The organism is Pseudomonas sp. B21-031 (assembly GCF_024748985.1).
Lineage (GTDB): Bacteria > Pseudomonadota > Gammaproteobacteria > Pseudomonadales > Pseudomonadaceae > Aquipseudomonas > Aquipseudomonas kermanshahensis.
Genome location: NZ_CP087181.1, coordinates 1 through 20,414 on the forward strand (window position 1 = coordinate 1; position 20,414 = coordinate 20,414).

At 61.5% G+C, this 20,414-nt stretch carries 16 protein-coding genes; 9 read left to right on the forward strand and 7 right to left on the reverse strand.

Annotated features, from left to right (window positions below; genetic code table 11):
- The 4 genes from dnaA to gyrB are packed head-to-tail and all read left to right on the forward strand — an operon-like array spanning nucleotide 1 to nucleotide 6,218.
- The gene (gene dnaA / locus LOY53_RS00005; RefSeq protein ID WP_099452499.1) at nucleotides 1-1,530 is read left to right on the forward strand and encodes a chromosomal replication initiator protein DnaA; all 1,530 of its coding nucleotides are present in this window, start codon (nucleotides 1-3) and stop codon (nucleotides 1,528-1,530) included.
- Nucleotides 1,531-1,570: 40 nt separating this feature from the next.
- The gene (gene dnaN, locus LOY53_RS00010) at nucleotides 1,571-2,674 is read left to right on the forward strand and encodes a DNA polymerase III subunit beta (RefSeq protein ID WP_027592068.1); all 1,104 of its coding nucleotides are present in this window, start codon (nucleotides 1,571-1,573) and stop codon (nucleotides 2,672-2,674) included.
- Nucleotides 2,675-2,689: 15 nt separating this feature from the next.
- A complete protein-coding gene (gene recF / locus LOY53_RS00015; protein WP_027592067.1) occupies nucleotides 2,690-3,793 on the forward strand; it encodes a DNA replication/repair protein RecF in 1,104 nt (367 codons plus the stop codon).
- A gap of 4 nt (nucleotides 3,794-3,797) precedes the next feature.
- Nucleotides 3,798-6,218: a DNA topoisomerase (ATP-hydrolyzing) subunit B gene (gyrB, locus tag LOY53_RS00020; RefSeq protein WP_027592066.1), complete on the forward strand. Its 2,421-nt coding sequence runs from the start codon at nucleotides 3,798-3,800 to the stop codon at nucleotides 6,216-6,218.
- Nucleotides 6,219-6,287: 69 nt separating this feature from the next.
- Here the strand turns inward: gyrB and LOY53_RS00025 are convergent, their stop codons facing one another.
- Nucleotides 6,288-6,710: an RcnB family protein gene (locus tag LOY53_RS00025; protein ID WP_252826296.1), complete on the reverse strand. Its 423-nt coding sequence runs from the start codon at nucleotides 6,708-6,710 to the stop codon at nucleotides 6,288-6,290.
- Nucleotides 6,711-6,850: 140 nt separating this feature from the next.
- Nucleotides 6,851-8,152, reverse strand: a complete 1,302-nt coding sequence (locus LOY53_RS00030; protein ID WP_258703453.1) for a sigma-54-dependent Fis family transcriptional regulator — start codon at nucleotides 8,150-8,152, stop codon at nucleotides 6,851-6,853.
- A gap of 222 nt (nucleotides 8,153-8,374) precedes the next feature.
- Between LOY53_RS00030 and LOY53_RS00035 the strand changes: the two genes are divergently transcribed.
- Genes LOY53_RS00035 through LOY53_RS00045 form a run of 3 tightly spaced genes read left to right on the forward strand, consistent with a single transcriptional unit; the run spans nucleotide 8,375 to nucleotide 11,394 of the window.
- Nucleotides 8,375-9,259, forward strand: coding sequence for an MBL fold metallo-hydrolase (locus tag LOY53_RS00035; RefSeq protein ID WP_258703454.1), 885 nt, complete (start codon nucleotides 8,375-8,377; stop codon nucleotides 9,257-9,259).
- A 39-nt stretch (nucleotides 9,260-9,298) separates the two neighbouring features.
- Entirely contained in the window at nucleotides 9,299-10,579 is a 1,281-nt protein-coding gene (locus LOY53_RS00040) for an FAD/NAD(P)-binding oxidoreductase (RefSeq protein ID WP_258703455.1), read from the forward strand.
- Nucleotides 10,576-11,394, forward strand: a complete 819-nt coding sequence (locus LOY53_RS00045) for a sulfite exporter TauE/SafE family protein (RefSeq protein WP_252826300.1) — start codon at nucleotides 10,576-10,578, stop codon at nucleotides 11,392-11,394. Before LOY53_RS00040 ends, LOY53_RS00045 begins: the two co-directional genes overlap by 4 nt.
- Here LOY53_RS00045 and LOY53_RS00050 read toward each other — a convergent pair.
- Nucleotides 11,383-12,270 carry a LysR family transcriptional regulator gene (locus LOY53_RS00050; protein WP_027592060.1) on the reverse strand — a complete coding sequence of 296 codons (888 nt, stop codon included), beginning with the start codon at nucleotides 12,268-12,270 and terminating at the stop codon, nucleotides 11,383-11,385. The two genes, LOY53_RS00045 and LOY53_RS00050, sit on opposite strands and share 12 nt — an antisense overlap.
- Before the next feature lie 160 nt (nucleotides 12,271-12,430).
- Between LOY53_RS00050 and LOY53_RS00055 the strand changes: the two genes are divergently transcribed.
- Both LOY53_RS00055 and LOY53_RS00060 read left to right on the forward strand, forming a co-directional pair.
- Nucleotides 12,431-14,077, forward strand: a complete 1,647-nt coding sequence (locus LOY53_RS00055) for a GMC family oxidoreductase (protein ID WP_258703456.1) — start codon at nucleotides 12,431-12,433, stop codon at nucleotides 14,075-14,077.
- Between the two features lie 97 nt (nucleotides 14,078-14,174).
- Nucleotides 14,175-15,794 carry an MFS transporter gene (locus LOY53_RS00060; RefSeq protein ID WP_186679273.1) on the forward strand — a complete coding sequence of 540 codons (1,620 nt, stop codon included), beginning with the start codon at nucleotides 14,175-14,177 and terminating at the stop codon, nucleotides 15,792-15,794.
- 180 nt (nucleotides 15,795-15,974) lie between these two features.
- Here the strand turns inward: LOY53_RS00060 and LOY53_RS00065 are convergent, their stop codons facing one another.
- Genes LOY53_RS00065 through glyQ form a run of 4 tightly spaced genes read right to left on the reverse strand, consistent with a single transcriptional unit; the run spans nucleotide 15,975 to nucleotide 20,332 of the window.
- On the reverse strand, nucleotides 15,975-16,745 hold the full coding sequence (locus LOY53_RS00065; RefSeq protein WP_027592057.1) for a 1-acyl-sn-glycerol-3-phosphate acyltransferase: 771 nt from the start codon (nucleotides 16,743-16,745) through the stop codon (nucleotides 15,975-15,977).
- Between the two features lie 60 nt (nucleotides 16,746-16,805).
- The gene (gene gmhB, locus LOY53_RS00070) at nucleotides 16,806-17,333 is read right to left on the reverse strand and encodes a D-glycero-beta-D-manno-heptose 1,7-bisphosphate 7-phosphatase (RefSeq protein ID WP_027592056.1); all 528 of its coding nucleotides are present in this window, start codon (nucleotides 17,331-17,333) and stop codon (nucleotides 16,806-16,808) included.
- Between the two features lie 3 nt (nucleotides 17,334-17,336).
- Complete coding sequence (gene glyS, locus LOY53_RS00075) at nucleotides 17,337-19,388, reverse strand: glycine--tRNA ligase subunit beta (RefSeq protein WP_085272131.1); 2,052 nt, start codon at nucleotides 19,386-19,388, stop codon at nucleotides 17,337-17,339.
- Nucleotides 19,385-20,332 carry a glycine--tRNA ligase subunit alpha gene (gene glyQ, locus LOY53_RS00080; protein WP_027592054.1) on the reverse strand — a complete coding sequence of 316 codons (948 nt, stop codon included), beginning with the start codon at nucleotides 20,330-20,332 and terminating at the stop codon, nucleotides 19,385-19,387. Before glyQ ends, glyS begins: the two co-directional genes overlap by 4 nt.
- Nucleotides 20,333-20,414: the final 82 nt, after the last annotated feature.

The following is a 20,414-nucleotide window of genomic DNA, read 5'->3' on the forward strand; positions in this document are numbered from 1 at the left end:
GTGTCAGTGGAACTTTGGCAGCAGTGCGTGGAGCTTCTGCGCGATGAACTGCCTGCCCAGCAATTCAACACCTGGATCCGTCCGCTACAGGTCGAAGCCGAAGGCGACGAGTTGCGCGTCTATGCGCCTAACCGTTTCGTTCTCGATTGGGTCAATGAAAAGTACCTGGGTCGTCTGCTCGAGCTGTTGGGTGAGAACGGCAGCGGCATTGCGCCTGCCCTTTCCTTATTAATAGGCAGCCGTCGCAGCTCGGCGCCGCGGGCCGCGCCCAATGCGCCGGTCAGTGCCGCTGTGGCCGCTTCGCTGGCGCAGACCCAGGTACAAAAAGCTGCGCCTGCTGCGGTGTCGGTAGAGCCTGCCGCTGCGCCTGTGGAAGCTGCGCAGGTCAACGAGGTTGCCGAGCCTTCGTCGCGTGACAGCTTTGACGCCATGGCCGAGCCTGCGCCGGCACCGGCTACCAACACCCGCACCGAACAGCGCACCGTTCAGGTTGAAGGTGCGCTCAAACACACCAGTTACCTGAACCGCACCTTCACTTTCGACACCTTCGTCGAAGGTAAGTCGAACCAGCTGGCGCGGGCTGCTGCCTGGCAGGTCGCCGACAACCCGAAGCATGGTTACAACCCGCTCTTCCTTTATGGTGGTGTGGGCTTGGGTAAAACCCACTTGATGCATGCTGTGGGTAACCACCTGCTGAAGAAAAACCCGAACGCCAAGGTGGTCTACCTGCATTCGGAGCGTTTCGTCGCGGATATGGTCAAGGCGCTGCAGCTCAATGCCATCAACGAATTCAAGCGCTTCTATCGCTCGGTCGATGCGTTGCTGATCGACGACATCCAGTTCTTCGCCCGCAAAGAGCGCTCTCAGGAAGAGTTTTTCCACACCTTCAACGCACTGCTCGAGGGCGGCCAGCAGGTGATCCTCACCTCCGACCGCTACCCGAAGGAAATCGAAGGCCTGGAAGAACGTCTGAAATCCCGCTTCGGCTGGGGCCTGACCGTTGCGGTAGAGCCGCCAGAGCTGGAAACGCGTGTGGCGATTCTGATGAAGAAGGCCGACCAGGCCAAAGTCGAGCTGCCGCATGACGCTGCCTTCTTTATTGCCCAGCGCATCCGCTCCAACGTCCGCGAACTGGAAGGTGCCCTGAAGCGGGTGATCGCTCACTCGCACTTCATGGGCCGCGACATCACCATCGAACTGATTCGCGAATCGCTCAAAGACTTGCTGGCGCTGCAAGACAAGCTGGTCAGTGTGGATAACATTCAGCGCACAGTGGCCGAGTACTACAAGATCAAGATCTCCGATCTGTTGTCCAAGCGTCGCTCGCGTTCTGTCGCGCGCCCGCGCCAGGTAGCCATGGCCCTGTCGAAGGAGCTGACCAACCACAGTCTGCCGGAGATCGGCGACATGTTTGGTGGTCGCGACCACACGACCGTGCTGCACGCCTGCCGCAAAATCAACGAACTGAAGGAATCCGACGCGGACATCCGCGAGGACTACAAGAACCTGCTGCGGACGCTGACGACCTGATGGCCGTCTGCGCAGCTAATTGAAGGCAAGGGACTAGACCATGCATTTCACCATTCAACGCGAAGCCCTGTTGAAACCCCTGCAACTGGTCGCCGGTGTCGTCGAGCGCCGTCAGACCTTGCCGGTCCTGTCTAACGTATTGCTGGTTGTGCAAGGCCAGCAGCTGTCGTTGACCGGTACCGACCTGGAAGTCGAACTGGTAGGCCGCGTGCAACTGGAAGAGCCAGCCGAGCCTGGCGAAATCACTGTCCCGGCCCGTAAGCTGATGGACATCTGCAAAAGCCTGCCAAACGACGTCCTGATCGATATCAAGGTCGACGAGCAAAAACTGTTGGTCAAGGCCGGCCGCAGCCGCTTCACCCTGTCGACCCTGCCCGCCAATGACTTCCCGACGGTGGAAGAAGGCCCTGGCTCGCTGACCTGCAACCTGGAACAGAGCAAGCTGCGCCGCCTGATCGAGCGCACCAGCTTTGCCATGGCTCAGCAGGATGTGCGCTACTACCTCAACGGCATGCTGCTGGAGGTGTCGCGTAACACCCTGCGCGCTGTCTCTACCGATGGCCACCGCCTGGCGCTGTGCTCCATGAGCGCGCCCATCGAGCAGGATGATCGCCACCAAGTGATCGTGCCGCGCAAAGGTATCCTGGAGCTGGCCCGTCTGCTGACTGATCCGGAAGGCATGGTCAGCATCGTCCTGGGGCAACACCATATTCGCGCAACCACCGGCGAGTTCACCTTCACCTCCAAGCTGGTGGATGGCAAATTCCCGGACTACGAGCGTGTTCTGCCAAAGGGTGGCGACAAGCTGGTAGTCGGTGATCGTCAGGCGCTGCGTGAGGCATTCAGCCGTACCGCGATCCTGTCCAACGAAAAGTACCGCGGCATTCGCCTGCAACTGGCCGCTGGCCAACTGAAGATTCAGGCCAACAACCCTGAGCAGGAAGAAGCAGAAGAAGAGATCAGCGTCGACTACAACGGCAGCGCGCTGGAGATCGGCTTCAACGTCAGCTACTTGCTGGACGTGCTGGGCGTGATGACGACCGAGCAGGTGCGTCTGATTCTGTCCGACTCCAACAGCAGTGCGCTGCTGCAGGAGGCTGGCAATGATGACTCTTCCTACGTTGTCATGCCGATGCGTCTGTAACCTGTAGCAGACTGAATGTCCCTTCGACGTATCATGGTCACCGCGGTGCGCAACCTGCACCCGGTGACCCTCTCACCCTCTCCCCGCATCAACATCCTCTACGGTGCTAACGGCAGCGGCAAAACCAGTGTGCTCGAAGCTGTGCATTTGCTGGGGCTGGCGCGCTCCTTCCGCAGCACGCGCCTGAACCCGGTGATCCAGTACGAGCAGCCAGCTTGCACCGTGTTTGGCGAGGTTGAGTTGACGTCGGGGGGCACCAGCAACCTGGGCGTATCTCGCGAGCGGCAAGGTGATTTCACCATCCGTATCGACGGGCAGAATGCCAAAAGCGCTGCGCAGTTGGCCGAGCTGCTACCCCTGCAGCTGATTAACCCGGACAGTTTCAGGCTGTTGGAAGGCGCCCCGAAAATTCGCCGCCAATTCCTGGATTGGGGAGTGTTCCACGTGGAACCTCGTTTTCTGCCTGCTTGGCAACGTCTGCAGAAGGCGCTCCGGCAGCGGAACTCGTGGTTGCGGCATGGTACACTTGACCCAGCTTCGCAAGCCGCCTGGGACCGGGAATTGTGCCTGGCCAGCGCGGAAATAGATGAATACCGTCGCAACTACATCAAGGCCTTGAAGCCCGTCTTCGAGCGAACCCTGAGCGAACTGGTCGAGCTTGACGGGTTGACCCTGAGCTATTACCGAGGCTGGGACAAGGACCGGGAACTCAACGAAGTACTCGCCTCCTCTCTTCTTCGTGACCAGCAAATGGGCCACACCCAGGCCGGTCCGCAGCGTGCTGATCTGCGTCTTCGTTTGGCTGCCAATAACGCAGCCGACATTCTGTCGCGAGGGCAGCAGAAACTTGTGGTGTGTGCGCTACGCATTGCCCAAGGGCACCTCGTCAGCCAGGCTCGCCGCGGTCACTGTATTTATCTCGTGGATGACTTGCCGTCAGAATTGGACGAGCAACACCGCCGCGCATTGTGCCGCTTGCTAGAAGAATTACGCTGCCAGGTGTTCATCACCTGTGTAGATCACGAATTACTGAGGGAAGGCTGGCAGACGGAAACGCCAGTTGCTTTGTTCCACGTGGAACAGGGCCGTATCACCCAGACCCACGACCATCGGGAGTGAAGGCATGAGCGAAAATCAAACGTACGACTCCTCCAGCATTAAAGTGCTGAAAGGTTTGGATGCCGTACGCAAGCGTCCCGGCATGTACATTGGCGACACCGATGATGGTAGCGGCCTGCACCACATGGTCTTCGAAGTGGTCGACAACTCGATCGACGAAGCCCTCGCCGGTCATTGCGATGACATCACCGTCATCATCCACACGGATGAATCCATCAGCGTGCGCGACAACGGTCGCGGCATTCCGGTTGACGTGCATAAAGAAGAAGGCGTATCGGCAGCCGAGGTCATCATGACCGTGCTGCACGCCGGCGGTAAGTTCGACGACAACTCGTACAAAGTTTCGGGCGGCCTGCACGGTGTGGGTGTTTCCGTGGTTAACGCCCTGTCGGAGAAGCTGGTGCTGACCGTGCGTCGCAGCGGCAAGATCTGGGAGCAAACCTACGTTCACGGTGTCCCTCAAGCGCCGATGGCGATTGTGGGTGACAGCGAAACGACCGGTACCCACATCCACTTCAAGCCTTCGGCTGAGACGTTCAAGAATATCCACTTCAGCTGGGACATCCTGGCCAAGCGGATCCGTGAACTGTCGTTCCTCAACTCGGGCGTCGGTATTCTGCTCAAGGATGAACGCAGCGGTAAGGAAGAGTTCTTCAAATACGAAGGCGGCCTGCGTGCGTTCGTCGAGTACCTGAACACCAACAAGACGCCAGTGAACAACCAGGTGTTCCACTTCAACGTCCAGCGTGACGATGGCGTGGGTGTTGAAGTTGCCCTGCAGTGGAACGACAGCTTCAACGAAAACCTGCTGTGCTTCACCAACAACATTCCGCAGCGCGATGGCGGTACTCACTTGGTGGGCTTCCGTTCTTCGCTGACCCGCAGCCTGAACAGCTACATCGAGCAGGAAGGCCTGGCAAAGAAGAACAAGGTTGCGACCACGGGCGACGACGCCCGTGAAGGCCTGACCGCGATCATCTCGGTCAAGGTCCCTGACCCTAAGTTCAGCTCCCAGACCAAAGACAAGCTGGTTTCCTCGGAGGTGAAAACTGCCGTGGAACAGGAGATGAACAAGTACTTCTCGGACTTCCTGCTCGAGAACCCGAACGAAGCCAAAGCTGTTGTCGGCAAGATGATCGACGCCGCCCGTGCCCGCGAAGCCGCGCGCAAGGCGCGTGAGATGACTCGCCGCAAAGGTGCACTGGACATCGCGGGCTTGCCAGGCAAGTTGGCCGACTGCCAGGAAAAGGACCCTGCCCTTTCCGAACTGTACCTGGTGGAGGGTGACTCCGCTGGTGGTTCGGCCAAGCAAGGTCGTAACCGTCGCACTCAGGCGATCCTGCCGTTGAAGGGTAAGATCCTCAACGTCGAGAAGGCTCGCTTCGACAAGATGATCTCGTCCCAGGAGGTCGGTACGCTGATCACCGCACTGGGCTGTGGTATCGGTCGCGAAGAGTACAACATCGACAAACTGCGTTATCACAACATCATCATCATGACCGATGCTGACGTTGACGGTTCGCACATCCGTACCCTGCTGCTGACCTTCTTCTTCCGTCAGCTGCCAGAGCTGGTCGAGCGTGGCTACATCTACATTGCCCAGCCACCGTTGTACAAGGTGAAGAAAGGCAAGCAGGAGCAGTACATCAAGGACGACGAGGCCATGGAAGAATACATGACCCAATCGGCCCTGGAAGATGCCAGCCTGCACCTGGACGAGTCGGCGCCAGCGGTTTCCGGTGTTCAGCTGGAAAGCCTGGTGAACGAGTTCCGTGGCGTGATGAAGACCCTCAAGCGTTTGTCGCGCCTGTACCCACAGGAGCTGACCGAGCACTTCATCTACCTGCCGGAAGTTACCCTGGAGCAACTGGGTGACCACGCTGTGATGCAGGCCTGGCTGGCCAAGTTCCAGGAGCGTCTGAGCAGCACCCAGAAGTCGGGCCTGGCGTATCAAGCCAGCCTGCGCGAAGACAAGGAGCGCAATGTCTGGCTGCCGGAAGTGGAAATCACCTCGCACGGCCTGGCCAGCTACATCACCTTCAACCGCGATTTCTTCGGCAGCAACGACTACCGTACCGTGGTCAACATCGGTTCCAAGCTGGCAAGCCTGCTGGGCGAAGGTGCTTATGTGCAGCGTGGCGAACGCCGCAAGGCAATCGTCGAGTTCAAGGAAGGCCTGGACTGGCTGATGAACGAAAGCACCAAGCGCCACACCATCCAGCGATACAAAGGGCTGGGTGAGATGAACCCGGACCAGCTGTGGGAAACCACCATGGACCCAACTGTGCGCCGCATGCTCAAGGTCACCATCGAGGACGCGATCGCTGCCGACCAGATCTTCAACACCTTGATGGGCGACGCAGTGGAACCTCGCCGCGAGTTCATCGAAAGCAACGCGCTGTCGGTATCGAACCTGGACTTCTGATCAGGTGTAGGTTGAACGACATAAAAAAGCCCGCGAAAGCGGGCTTTTTTATGCGTGCGATACGGTGGGTCAGTAACCGCTGAGAATGTTCACGATCACCCCACTGGCAATCGCCACCAGCACGTAGTCGCCATTCACAGCCAACCAACGGTGGTCACGCGGTGGCGCATAGAGGTGACGTGCACGCCAGTCGGTTACCCAGTAGCGGTCGCCGCGGTAATGGGGGTCAACGGCATGCCCGCGTTGCCATTGCTGATGGGGTATCGGCATACCCGGCTGTGGACGAAAGTTCGGGTTTTGGTAAGGGGCTGGCGCATGGCCGTTACCCGGCCGACCCTGCGGCTGTTTGCCGTGCTGGCCGTTGCCATGCGGTGTGTTGCCCTGATGGGCGGGGCCGTTTTCATGCCCCTGGGGTGGGCCCGGTTGAGCGAAGCTGGCCAGCGGCGCGCTGAACATCAGCGCGGCGCACAGCACGGTCAGGGTTTTTTTCATGTGTTGCTGATCCTCTGCATGTTAATGCCCGGCGCAAGTTCTGTTCGCCTGGTGCGGTTAACGGATCAGACAGCGGTTTTGCCAAGCTACTCCTTGGCTTGAGGTAAAGGTCAGGTAAAGGTGGGCAAGGCCGAGTCGCCCTACGTGCCCAAGCCCAGTGCCTTCAAGCGTCGGTAGAGGGTGCGCTCACTCATGCCCAGATGGCGCGCCAGCTCACTGCGTGGGCCCTGAAACTGCTCCAGCGCCTGCGCCAGCTCACTCAGGTCGCTATGGCCTCGGCCCCTGGTCACGCCGGGTGCAATCGGTGGGCCGATGTCGTCAGGCAGGTGCTCGGGACGGATCAGCCCGTCATCGGCAAACAGCCGTGCCCGTTCAAGGATGTTACGCAACTCGCGGATATTGCCCGGGAACGGATGCAGCTCGAGGTGCTTCAATGCGTCATCGGCCAACCTGGGCGCAGGCTGCCCAGCCATACGCTGGAGCAGGCTCTCGACCAGCAATGGCAGGTCCTCCACGCGCTCACGCAGGGCAGGCAGCCGGATAGGAAAGCCACTGATGCGGTAATACAGATCCTCACGGAACGAACCTTCGGCGACCATTTTCTTGAGCGGCTTGTGCGTGGCCGAGACCAAACGGAAATCCGAGTGCACGGTCCGCAGGCTGCCCACCGGGCGGAAGCTGCCGGATTCGATCAGGCGCAGCAGCTTGACCTGCATGGCCATCGGCACTTCACCGATTTCGTCGAGGAACAACGTGCCGCCATGCGCGGCTTCGGCCAGGCCGATCTTGCGTTGGTTGGCGCCGGTGAACGCCCCTTTCTCGTAGCCGAACAGCTCGCTCTCGAACAGCGACTCGGTCAAGCCGGTGCAGTCGACCACGACCAACGGCCCGTTTGCGCGCGGGCTGCCCATGTGCAGGGCGCGGGCGAACAGCTCTTTGCCGGTACCCGATTCGCCCTGGAGCAACACCGGAATTTGTGCGGGCGCCGCGCGCTGCAGGCTGGCCAATGCTGCCTTGAACGCTGGCGCCCGCCCTACCAGGCCCTGCTGCTGAGGTTGCGCCGCGGCGAGCGTGATGGTGGTGAGGCGCTCGACAAAGGCGACCACCCTGCCCTGCTCATCCAGGATCGGCCGCAGCTCGACGTCCACATGCTCTGGGCCGCGTGGCGTGTGATGAATGTGCAGCACACGTTCCGGCACCTTGCTGTCCCATGCCTTGCGCATGGGGCAATGCTCGCCGGCCTGGTCGCACGGCACGGCATAGTGGTGCGAGACCTTGTGGCATTTTTCACCCAGCGGCGCCTGCTGGTCTCGGCCGAACTGGCGGCGGTAGGCCGCGTTGGCCGCGAGAATGTTGTAGTCCGTGTCCAGCACGATGGTGGGCAGGGCATCGTGTTCGAGGTAGGAAACCAACGCTAGGATGATGTGATGAGGCTCAGGCATGACGGCACCGATGTGATAACCCGGCGGAGGGTAGCAAGGACTGCCAAACACTGCCATTGGCTGACAGTCGACTGCCAACGTGACTGCCATGTTGCCAGGCAAGCGCCAGCCCGGCCCGTATTCATTGGCCAAGGCCTGTGAAAAACCCTGGCATGCATCTTGATAAACCTCCGTTCACTGCCTACGCCTCTATAGGGGGCGTAGGAAACTTTGGAGAACGTGATGATCATCGGTAACAACCTTCACGTGGAAGCCTTCTTCGACGAGGCGACCTCGACCATCAGCTACCTGCTCATGGACGGCGAGACGCGCAAATGCGCGTTGATCGACAGCGTTTTGGATTACGACCCCAAGTCGGGGCGCACCTGCACCGCCTCGGCAGACCGGTTGATCACCCGGGTAAAGGCGCTCGATGCCAAGGTGCAGTGGATACTGGAAACCCATGTGCATGCAGACCACCTGTCGGCCGCGGCCTATCTGAAGGACAAGCTCGGCGGCCACACCGCCATCGGTGCGCACATCACCCAGGTGCAAAAAGTGTTTGGCGCGCTGTTCAATGCCGAACCCGGCTTTGCCCGGGATGGCAGCCAGTTCGATGTCCTGCTGGAGGATGAGGAAGGTTTCCGTATCGGCAACCTGCATGCCCGTGCTTTGCACACGCCGGGGCACACCCCCGCCTGCATGAGCTATGTGGTGGTCGATGGCGGTGAAAAGGCGGTGTTCGTCGGTGACACGCTGTTCATGCCCGACTATGGCACGGCCCGTTGCGACTTCCCCGGCGCTGATGCCCGCACCCTGTATCGCTCGATCCGCCGCCTGCTGGCCTTCCCCGACCAGACCCGATTGTTCATGTGCCACGACTACCTGCCGGGCGGGCGCGACATGCAATACGTCACGACCGTGGCCGAGCAACGTGTCAGCAATATCCACATTCACCACGGCATCGACGAAGACAGCTTCGTGGCCATGCGCGAAGCCCGCGACAAGACCCTCGACATGCCCGTGCTGATCCTGCCCTCGGTGCAGGTCAACATGCGCAGCGGCCACTTCCCTGAGCCCGAGGCCAATGGCGTGAGCTACCTGAAGATTCCACTGAACACGCTTTAACCGCTTTTACCCATAACGAGATTTCCAGGAAATACCGCCATGCCTGCCTTGCTCCACCCTGCCAAAACGCTCAATACCGACCACCACAAAGTGGTCATCGTCGGTGCCGGTGCTGCCGGTATCGCGACCGCGTCCAGCCTGATCAGCCGTGATCCGTCACTGGATATCGTCCTGATCGACCCCGCCGACGTGCATTATTACCAGCCCGGTTGGACCCTGGTCGGCGCCGGTGTGTTCAAGGCGCCAGACACGGCGCGCACCATGGCCTCGACCCTTCCCCATGGCGTCCATTGGATCAAAGCGCGCGTGCAGGGCTTCGACCCCTTGGGCCAGTTGGTCGTACTCGAAGATGGCCGCGCTATCAGCTATGAACAGTTGGTGGTTTGCCCAGGCCTGAAACTCGATTGGCAGGCCATCGACGGCCTGAGCGAGACACTGGGCCGTAACGGCGTGACCTCCAACTACCGCTACGACCTGGCCTCGTACACCTGGCAACTGGTGCAGCAGCTGAAGCACGGCCGCGCCCTGTTCACCCAACCGCCGATGCCGATCAAGTGCGCCGGTGCGCCACAGAAAGCGCTGTACCTGTCTTGCGACCACTGGCTGCGCCATGGTCACCTGGGGGATGTGAAAGCCAGTTTCTTCAACGCCGGTGCCGTGCTGTTTGGCGTGGCCGACTACGTGCCCGCACTGATGGCTTATATCGACAAGTACGCCGTGGACCTCAACTACGCCCATCGCCTGGTGGCGGTGGATGGCCCCGGCAAGCGCGCGACGTTCGTGCGTATCTTGGCCGACGGCAGCACTGAAACCCGAGTCGAGGCCTTCGACATGCTGCATGTGGTGCCGCCGCAAGTGGCGCCAGACTTCATTCGCGAGAGCCCGTTAGCAGACAGCGCGGGCTGGGTCGACGTCGACCCGCAGACCTTGCGCCATCGAAAATTCACCAACATCCATGCCCTGGGCGACGTGGCCAACACCAGTAATGCCAAGACTGCTGCGGCAGCGCGCAAGCAGGCGCCGGTAGTGGCCAATAACGTGCTGGTGGCGTTGGGCAGGCTCCCTACCCTCGCCATGTATGACGGCTATGGCTCATGCCCGCTGACTGTCGAGCGTGGCAAGATCGTGCTGGCCGAGTTCACCTATGGCGGCAAAGTGGCGCCGAGCTTCCCACGTTGGTTGCTCGATGGCCGACGGCCGACGCGCCTGGCCTGGTTGCTCAAGGCGCGGGTACTGCCACCGTTGTACTGGAAAGGCATGCTCAAGGGGCGTGAATGGTTGGCGCGGCCGCAGCCATTGGTAGCTGAGGCCAAACAGTGATCGAACAGCAACTGTTGGGCGCAGGCTTGGGGGCGGTCATCGGTGCCGTGCTGGCCTTGACCGGCGCGGGGGGCGGTATTCTTGCGGTGCCATTGCTGGTGTTTGGCCTTGGCCTGTCGATGGTCGAGGCGGCGCCAGTCGGCCTGTTGGCGGTGGGCCTTGCTGCCGCCGTGGGGGCAGTGCTGGGTTTGCGTCAGGGGTTGGTGCGCTACCGAGCGGCGTTGTTCATTGCCCTGATCGGCATCGCGGTAGCGCCCTTCGGGCTGATGCTGGCGCACCGTGTGCCCAATACGCCGCTGGCATTGGTATTCGCCGGCGTGCTGGTTTACGCCTGCCTGCGCATTTGGCGCAAGGCGGCCAGGGAGCTGCGCGGTGAAGCCAACGATGCTCACCGCTACATCGAACCCTGCGTGCTCAACCCGCTGCAGGGCCGTTTGCGCTGGACGTTGCCCTGCGCACGCGCCCTGGCCTTTACCGGCGCGCTGTCGGGATTGCTGTCTGGGTTGCTGGGCGTGGGCGGTGGGTTTGTGATCATCCCCGCCTTGAACCGCTACACCAATTTGCGCATGGCCAGCATCGTCTCGACCTCGCTGGCGGTAATTGCGCTGGTGTCCACGGGGAGCGTGGTCAGCGCCAGCCTGGCGGGGGTGATGCACTGGCAGGTCGGCGCACCGTTTGCGCTCGGTGCGGTGATCGGTTTGCTGCTGGCGCGGCCATTGGCAGCCAAACTCGCCGGGCCTCGCCTGCAGCAGATGTTTGCCGTGGCCGGTTGGGCAGCCGCCCTGCTGTTGGCCGGCAAGGCGCTACTGGGCTAGCAGCTCGCCCTGTTCGGCGGCACACAGCGCCAGCAGGTAGTCCCACACTACCCGCAGGCGCACCGATTTGTGCAGCTCGCGACGGGTGCAGATCCAATAGCTGCGCTGGATGGTTTCGCTGGGCAGCACCCGGACCAGCGTCGGGTCATGGCGCGCCATGAAGTTGGGCAGCACGGCAATGCCAAGGCCCGCGCGCGCCGCGTGTTGCTGGGCGATTACGCTGGTGCTACGGAACGCCACGTTGGGCGCGCGGCAGAAACTGTTGAGAAACAGCAGCTCTTGGCTGAACAGCAGGTCATCGACGTAGCCGATCCAGCTGTGCCGAGCCAGGTCTTCGCGGTTGCGCAGCGGCGGTGCGCGGTCGAGGTACGCTTGGCTGGCGTAGAGCGCCAGGCGGTAGTCGGTGAGCTTGCGGGTGATCAGCAGGTCGGCGTTGGGCCGCTCCAGGTGGATGCTGATTTCCGCCTCGCGGTTGAGGATGCTGACGAAGCGCGGCACCGCCACCAGTTCCACCTCAAGGCCTGGGTAGCGCTCGAACAGCGCGTTCATGCGCGGGGTGAAGAACATGATGCCAATGCCTTCGGTCACCCCCAGGCGGATCTTGCCCAGGGGGGTGATGGCTTGGGTGATTTCTTCCTGCGCCAGCAAGGCGACGTTTTCCATGGCTTCGGCGTGCTTGAGCAGGGCCTGCCCGGACGGGGTCAGGTCGTAGCCTTGGGCATGCTGCACGAACAGTGGCGTGCCCAGGCTTTTCTCGATGCTCTCGATATGCCGGGCGACGGTGCTGTGGGTGGTATTGAGGCGTTTGGCGGCAGTGAGCAAACGGCCGCTGCGCTGCAACTCGAGGAAAAACCGCAGATCGTTCCAGTCGAACATGCTGATCCTTTTGGGCTGTTCACTCTGGCCGGCGATGGCCAAAGCAGACATGTCACTGTGCTAAAACGCACAGCGGCTGCGCGAAATCTCGTGTTTCCACAGCGAAATTAATCAATAAGATGGTTCGGGACAAGAACAATAATCAGGCGCGAGGTTTCACATGCCATCAGCCGATTCTGTCTTCGACTACGTGGTCGTGGGCGCCGGTCCAGCCGGGTGCCTGCTGGCCAATCGATTGTCCGCCGACCCTTCCTGCCGCGTGCTGCTGTTGGAAGCGGGTGGCCGTGACAACTATCCCTGGATCCACATCCCCGTCGGTTACCTCTACTGCATCGGCAACCCCCGCACTGACTGGTGCTTCAAGACCGAAGCACAAAGCGGCCTGGGTGGGCGTAGCCTGGGTTATCCACGGGGCAAGGTGCTCGGCGGTTGTTCATCGATCAACGGCATGATCTACATGCGCGGCCAGGCGGCTGACTATGACCACTGGGCCGAGCAAGGTAACCCAGGCTGGGCCTGGAAGGACGTACTGCCACTGTTCAAGGCCAGTGAAAACCACTTTGCCGGTGACAGCGAGCACCATGGCGCCGCCGGCGAATGGCGGGTCGAGCGCCAGCGTTACAGCTGGCCAATCCTCGATGCGTTCCGTGACGCGGCCGAGCAAAGTGGCATCGCCAAGGTCGACGACTTCAACACCGGTGACAACCAGGGCTGTGGATACTTTCAGGTCAACCAGCGCAGTGGCGTGCGCTGGAACGCGTCAAAGGCGTTTCTTCGGCCGGTGCTCAGCCGGTCCAACCTGACGGTACTGACCGGTGTAGAAGTCGATCAGGTACTGCTCAACAACACCCGTGCCCGTGCGGTAAAAGCCCGCTGGCAAGGTGCCTGGCATGAGTTTGCTGCCCGTCGCGAGATCATTCTGTGCGCCGGCGCCGTCGGCTCGCCGGGGATCCTGCAGCGGTCTGGCATCGGCCCGCGCAAGCTGCTCGAAGACTTGGGCATTGGCGTGCGGCATGACATGCCCGGCGTCGGCGGTAACCTGCAGGACCACCTGCAATTGCGCCTGATCTACCAGATTCGCAACACCCGTACCCTGAACCAGATGGCCAACAGCCTGTGGGGCAAGATGGGCATGGGCCTGCGTTATCTCTATGACCGCAGCGGCCCGCTGGCCATGGCGCCTAGCCAGTTGGGGGCGTTCGTGCGCTCCAGCCCCGAACATGCCACAGCCAACTTGCAGTACCACGTGCAGCCCTTGTCGCTGGAGCGGTTCGGCGAGCCATTGCACCGCTTCCCGGCCTTCACCGCTTCGGTGTGCAACCTGCGCCCGCTCAGCCGCGGGCGCATCGACATCCGCGCCGCCGATATGCACAGCGCGCCACTGATCGACCCCAACTACCTCAGTGACCCCCAGGACTTGCGGGTCGCCGTAGACGCCATCCGCATGACGCGGCGCATCGTCCAGGCCCCTGCCCTCGCGGCCTTCGCCCCCCAGGAATACCTGCCGGGCCCTGCCCTGCAAAGCGAAGACGAGTTGTTTGAGGCCGCGGGCAAGATTGGCACCACCATCTTCCATCCCGTAGGCACCTGCCGCATGGGCATTGGCCCAGAGGATGTTGTGGATAACCAGCTGCGGGTGCATGGCATCCCAGGCTTACGGGTGGCGGATGCCTCGATCATGCCGCAGATCACCTCCGGCAATACCTGTTCACCCACGCTGATGATCGCCGAAAAGGCGGCGCAACTTATCCTCAAAGGAGCTGCGACCCAGACCTACCTAAACGAAGACGCGATACCGACGCCCTGACCCGGGTGCGTGCAACACCGGCAGCTTGCGGTCGGAGGCTGCCGACAGTGGAACAAAAAGAATAATCACTGTGGCCTGTGGGCCGAGGACAGCAACGATGTCGGATTACATCCAAGAGCAGGGTGCGACGGCCAGCAGCGCCAGCCGTCGTGAAGAAAGAAAGATCATTTTCGCGTCATCCCTCGGGACGGTTTTCGAGTGGTATGACTTTTTTCTCTATGGCGCGCTGGCAGCGGTCATCAGCAAGCAGTTCTTTGCTGGGGTCAACGACACCACGGCCTTCATCTTTGCCTTGATGGCCTTCGCCGCCGGCTTCCTGGTCCGCCCCTTCGGTGCGCTGGTGTTTGGCCGGCTGGGCGACATGATCGGGCGCAAGTACACCTTCCTGGTGACCATCGTGCTGATGGGCCTGTCGACCTTTGCCGTCGGCCTGCTGCCCACGTATGCCAGCATTGGTATTGCGGCACCGATCATTCTGGTGATCCTGCGCATGCTGCAGGGCCTGGCGCTTGGGGGCGAGTACGGTGGCGCGGCCACCTACGTGGCCGAGCATGCCCCGCCGGGTAAACGCGGCTTCCATACCGGTTTCATTCAATCCACCGCCACCCTGGGCCTGCTGCTGTCGTTGCTGGTCGTACTGGGCAGCCGTTACATCAGTGGTGACCAGTTCGAAACCTGGGGCTGGCGCCTGCCGTTCCTGCTGTCGATCTTCCTGCTGGCGATCTCCACCTGGATTCGCATGAGCATGCACGAGTCGCCTGCCTTCGTGAAAATGAAGGCCCAGGGCAAGATCAGCAAATCGCCGATCCGCGAGTCGTTCACCTCCTGGCCGAACCTCAAGGTGGTGCTCACTGCGCTGTTCAGCATCAACGCTGGCCAGGCCGTGACCTTCTACACCGCGCAGTTCTACGTGCTGTTCTTCATGACCCAGATGCTCAAGATGGACCCCGCCCAGGCCAACACGTTGCTGATCATCAGTGTGGTGATCGGGGCGCCGTTCTTCGTGTTCTTTGGTTGGCTGTCGGACCGTATCGGGCGTAAGCCGATTCTGATGCTCGGCCTGCTGCTGGCGACGGTGCTGTACTTCCCGCTGTTCAAGGCGCTCAGCCATTACGCCAACCCGCAGATCGACGCCGCCAGCCGCCAGGCACCGATCGTCGTGACCGCCGACCCGCAGGGCTGCACCTTCCAGTTCGACCCGGTTGGCAAGGCGCGTTTTGACAGCCCATGCGACAAGGTCAAGACGTTCCTGGTCAAGCAGGGCCTGCCGTACAGCTCGGTGAGCGTGGCTGGCAGCGAGGTGGTGGTCAACATTGGCGACAAGACCATCAATGGTTTCGACGAGACCGCCATGCGCTCGGCGATCGAACAGGCGGGGTACCCAGCCAAGGCTGATCCGGGGCAGGTCAACCAGGTGATGGTAGTGGTGCTGATCGTGGCGATGATCCTGATCGCGACCATGACCTATGGACCACTGGCGGCGGTGATGGTCGAGCTGTTCCCGACCCGTATCCGCTATACCTCGATGTCCCTGCCCTACCACATCGGCAACGGCTGGTTCGGTGGCTTCCTGCCGACGGTGTCGTTCGCGCTGGTGGTGTATACCGGGGATATCTTCTACGGGCTGTGGTACCCAGTGCTGGTGACCGGCATCAGCCTGGTAGTGGGGATTTTCTGCCTGAAAGAAACCAAGGACGTGGATATCGACAAGGTCTGACACACCTCAGCCTCACCCATAAAAAAACCGGCTTTAAAAGCCGGTTTTTTTATGCCGCGAAAAAACTTATGCACGTTTTTAGCAAATCTGTCATGTGAAGAAATAAACAACTAATTCAATCACTTACTGCATACATAGAACAGATCGCAGAAAAACTGCTCACACGTTATCCACAGAAACTCAAGCAGTCTGCTCCTGCGGCTTTTCAGCCGCGGGTGGCAGCGAACCCAGGGCCCTTTGCGTGGCCTCGTTCCAGGCGGCGGCGCGGTCATTGAGCTCGGCAATTGCACGAGGGCCGGTGCCGTTGGCGTACATCGGCTCACCGATCACCACCTCGATGGTGCCCGCACGCTTGCCCCAGCCCGCCTTGGGCCAGAACTTGCCCGCGTTGTGCGCAATGGGCAGCACCGGCAGGCCGGCATTGACCGCCAGTGCGGTACCGCCACGGGAGAACTTGCCGACGGTGCCAAACGGCACGCGGGTACCCTCTGGGAAGATCAGCACCCACACACCCTGCTTGAGCAGTTCATCACCTTGGCTGGCGACCTGACGCAGGGCTTCTTTAGGGTTGTCGCGGTTGATCGCGATGGGCCGCAGCATGGCCATGGCCCAGCCGAAGAACGGCACGTACAGCAGTTCGCGCTTGAGCACTTGGCTGAGCGGCGAGAAGTACTGGGAAAGGAAGAAGGTCTCCCAGGTGCTCTGATGGTTGGACAGGATCACACACGGCTCATTCGGCACATTCTCGGCGCCGGTGATCTTGTAGTCGATGCCAAGGATGGTGCGGGTCAAAAATAACGCGCAACGGCACCAGTACACGTTGATGAACGTGTAACGCTTGGGGAACGACAAGAATGGCGCGACAAAAAAGCTCAGGGAGCACCACAGCAACGAGCTGGTGCCCAGCAGCAGGTAAAAAAGAAAGATTCTGATCGCCTGCAGGATCGACATAGTGGCATGTACCGTTGCGGGGCGTGCCCGCCTGAGAAAATGCGCCCTAAGGCGCACTGTTTAAATTAGTTCTCTGGCGATAGCTGCCAGATCGTCGAAAATCAGTGTAGTTTCAGGGACACCTTTTTCCAGGGTCCGCTCGCCCTTGCCGGTTTTCACCAACACGGGTTGTGCACCGACGGCCAGGGCGGCCTGAAGGTCACCTTGGCTGTCGCCGACAAACCACACGCCGCCAAGGTCGGCCTGGTAGTGCTCGGCAATCGCCCGCAGCATGCCCGGCTTGGGCTTGCGGCAATCGCAGCCTTCATCCGGGCCATGTGGGCAATAGACGATATGGCCCACTTCGCCGCCCTGCTCGGCCACCAACGCACGCAGGCGCGCGTGCATGGCCTCGAGGGTTTGCACCGGGTAATAGCCGCGGGCAATGCCGGACTGGTTGGTGGCCACGGCCACCGTCCAGCCCGCTTTGCTCAACTGCGCGATGGCCTCGACCGAGCCGGGGATGGGGATCCACTCCTCCAGCGACTTGATGTAAGCGTCGGAGTCATAGTTGATCACCCCGTCTCGATCGAGAATCAGCAGTTTCAAGGCTTACCCCAGCAGCGAGATGTCGGCCACACCCAGGAACAGACCGCGCAGGCGGCTGAGCAGGGCATAACGGTTGGCGCGGACCTTGGCGTCCTCGGCGTTGACCATCACCGCCTCGAAGAAGGCGTCGACCGGGTCACGCAGGGCTGCCAGGCGGGCCAGCGACTCGCTGTACTGACGCGCAGCGGCCATCGGTTGCACGGCCTGGTCGGCCTGCTGGATGGCCGAGTACAGGGAGAACTCGTTGGCGTTGTCGAAGTACTTCGGCTCGACCTGTTCGGCGATGGCGCCTTCGGCCTTGCTCAGCAGGTTCGACACGCGCTTGTTCACCGCGGCCAGGGCTTCGGCTTCCGGCAGTTTGCGGAACGCCTGCACGGCCTGCACACGCTGGTCGAAGTCCAGGGCAGAGCCCGGCTTCAGGGCACGTACCGACAGGTAGGTGGCAACGTCGATGCCTTCGTCTTCATAGCGTGCACGCAGGCGATCGAAGATGAACTCCAGCACTTGCTCGGCCAGGCCGGCGGCCTTGACCTTGGCACCGAACTGCTTGACCGCGAACTCGGCCGCACCGGTCAGGTCCAGGTCCAGCTGCTTCTCGATCAGGATGCGCAGCACGCCCAGCGCAGCGCGGCGCAGTGCGTACGGGTCTTTGCTGCCGGTTGGCAGCATGCCGATACCGAAGATACCGACCAGGGTGTCGAGCTTGTCAGCGATCGCCACGGCAGCACCGGTGACGGTCTCTGGCAGCTCGGCGCCAGCGCCGCGCGGCATGTACTGCTCGTTCAGGGCCAGGGCGACGTCTTGCGGCTCGCCATCGTTGAGCGCGTAGTAGTAACCGGCAACGCCCTGCATCTCAGGGAACTCGCCGACCATCTCGGTGGCCAGGTCGCACTTGGACAGCAGGCCAGCACGCGCGGCGCGCTGGGCGTCGCCGCCAATCAGCGGGGCAATGAACGCGGCCAGCTTGGAAACACGCTCGGCCTTGTCGTACACGGTGCCCAGTTGAGCCTGGAACACCACGTTCTTGAGGCGCTCGTTGAAGGTCTCCAGCGGCTGCTTCTTGTCTTGCTTGAAGAAGAACTCGGCATCGGTCAGGCGTGGGCGCACGACCTTTTCGTTGCCTTCGATGATCTGCTTCGGGTCACGGCTTTCGACGTTGGCCACGGTGATGAAGCGCGGCAGCAGCTTGCCTTCGCTGTCCAGCAGGCAGAAGTACTTCTGGTTGTCCTGCATGGTGGTGATCAGGGCTTCTTGCGGCACGTCGAGGAAACGCTCCTCGAACGAACACACTAGCGGCACTGGCCACTCGACCAGCGCGGTCACTTCGTCCAGCAGCGCCGGCGGCACGATGGCGCTGCCTTCCTGCTGCAGGGCCAGTTCGGCGGTGCGCTTGGCAATCAGCTCGCGGCGCTCGGCGAAGTCGGCCAGCACGTAGGCTTTGCGCAGGTCTTCGACGTAGTTGGCCGGGGTGGTGATAACCACGTTTTCCGGGTGGTGGAAGCGGTGGCCACGGGACTCACGGCCGGCCTGCTGGGCGAGGATGGTGCAGTCGACGACTTGGTCGCCAAGCAGCATCACCAGCCACTGGGTTGGGCGCACGAACTCTTCGCGGCTGGCGCCCCAGCGCATGCGCTTGGGGATCGGCAGGTCGTTGAGCGAGTCTTCTACGATGGTCGGCAGCAGGCTGGTAGTGGCCTTGCCTGGGATGTGCTGGGAGAAACGCAGCTTGGCGCCGCTCTGGTCGATTTCCGACAGCTCTACACCGCACTTCTTGGCAAAGCCCAGAGCCGCTTGGGTCGGCTCACCGTCTTTGAAAGCAGCCTGCAGGGGCGGGCCGTCGATGTTGATGCTGCGGTCAGGCTGCTGCACGTCAAGCTGGCGGATCAGTACGGCCAGGCGGCGCGGCGCGGCGTATACCGATTTGCTGGCGTAGTTCAGGCCAGCGGCCTGCAGGCCTTTCTCGATACCGGCCAGGAAGGCGTCGCCCAGGCTGGCGAGGGCCTTGGGTGGCAGCTCTTCGGTGCCCAGTTCTACCAGGAAATCTTGAGCACTCATTGTGCAGCCTCCAGCTTAGCCAACACTTCGTCACGCAATTCAGGGGTGGCCATCGGGAAGCCCAGGCGTGCGCGGGCTTGCAGATAGCTTTGCGCCACGTCCCGGGCCAGGGTACGTACGCGCAGGATGTAACGCTGGCGCTCGGTCACCGAGATGGCGCGGCGGGCGTCGAGCAGGTTGAAGGTGTGCGAAGCCTTCAGGACCATTTCGTAGGTCGGCAGCGGCAGCTCCAGCTTGATCAGGCGGTTGGCTTCGCTTTCGTAGAAGTCGAACAGCTCGAACAGCTTCTCGACGTTGGCGTGCTCGAAGTTGTAGGTCGACTGCTCGACTTCGTTCTGGTGGAACACGTCACCGTAGGTGACCTTGCCGAACGGGCCATCGGCCCATACCAGGTCGTAGACCGAGTCGACACCCTGGATGTACATGGCCAGGCGTTCGAGGCCGTAGGTGATTTCACCGGTGACCGGGTAGCACTCGATGCCGCCCACTTGCTGGAAGTAGGTGAACTGGGTCACCTCCATGCCGTTGAGCCAGATTTCCCAGCCCAGGCCCCAGGCGCCGAGGGTCGGCGATTCCCAGTTGTCTTCGACGAAACGGATATCGTGGACCAGCGGATCCAGGCCAATGGCTTTCAGCGAGCCGAGGTACAGCTCCTGGAAGTTGGCCGGGTTCGGCTTGAGCACCACCTGGAACTGGTAGTAGTGCTGCAGGCGGTTTGGGTTTTCGCCATACCGTCCGTCGGCAGGGCGACGGCTAGGCTGCACGTAGGCGGCGTTCCAGGTCTCTGGGCCGACGGCGCGCAGGAACGTGGCGGTATGGAAAGTGCCGGCGCCTACTTCCATATCGTAGGGCTGAAGCACCACACAACCTTGAGCTGCCCAGTAGTTCTGCAGGGCGAGGATCAGGTCTTGGAAGGTACGCACGGCTGGCGTAGGCTGGCTCACGAAATTCACCTGTATCTGGGGATGCGGATGTAAAGAGCGGGAGTATAACCTGATTCGCCTCGCCCTCTACTCATTGGAGCCT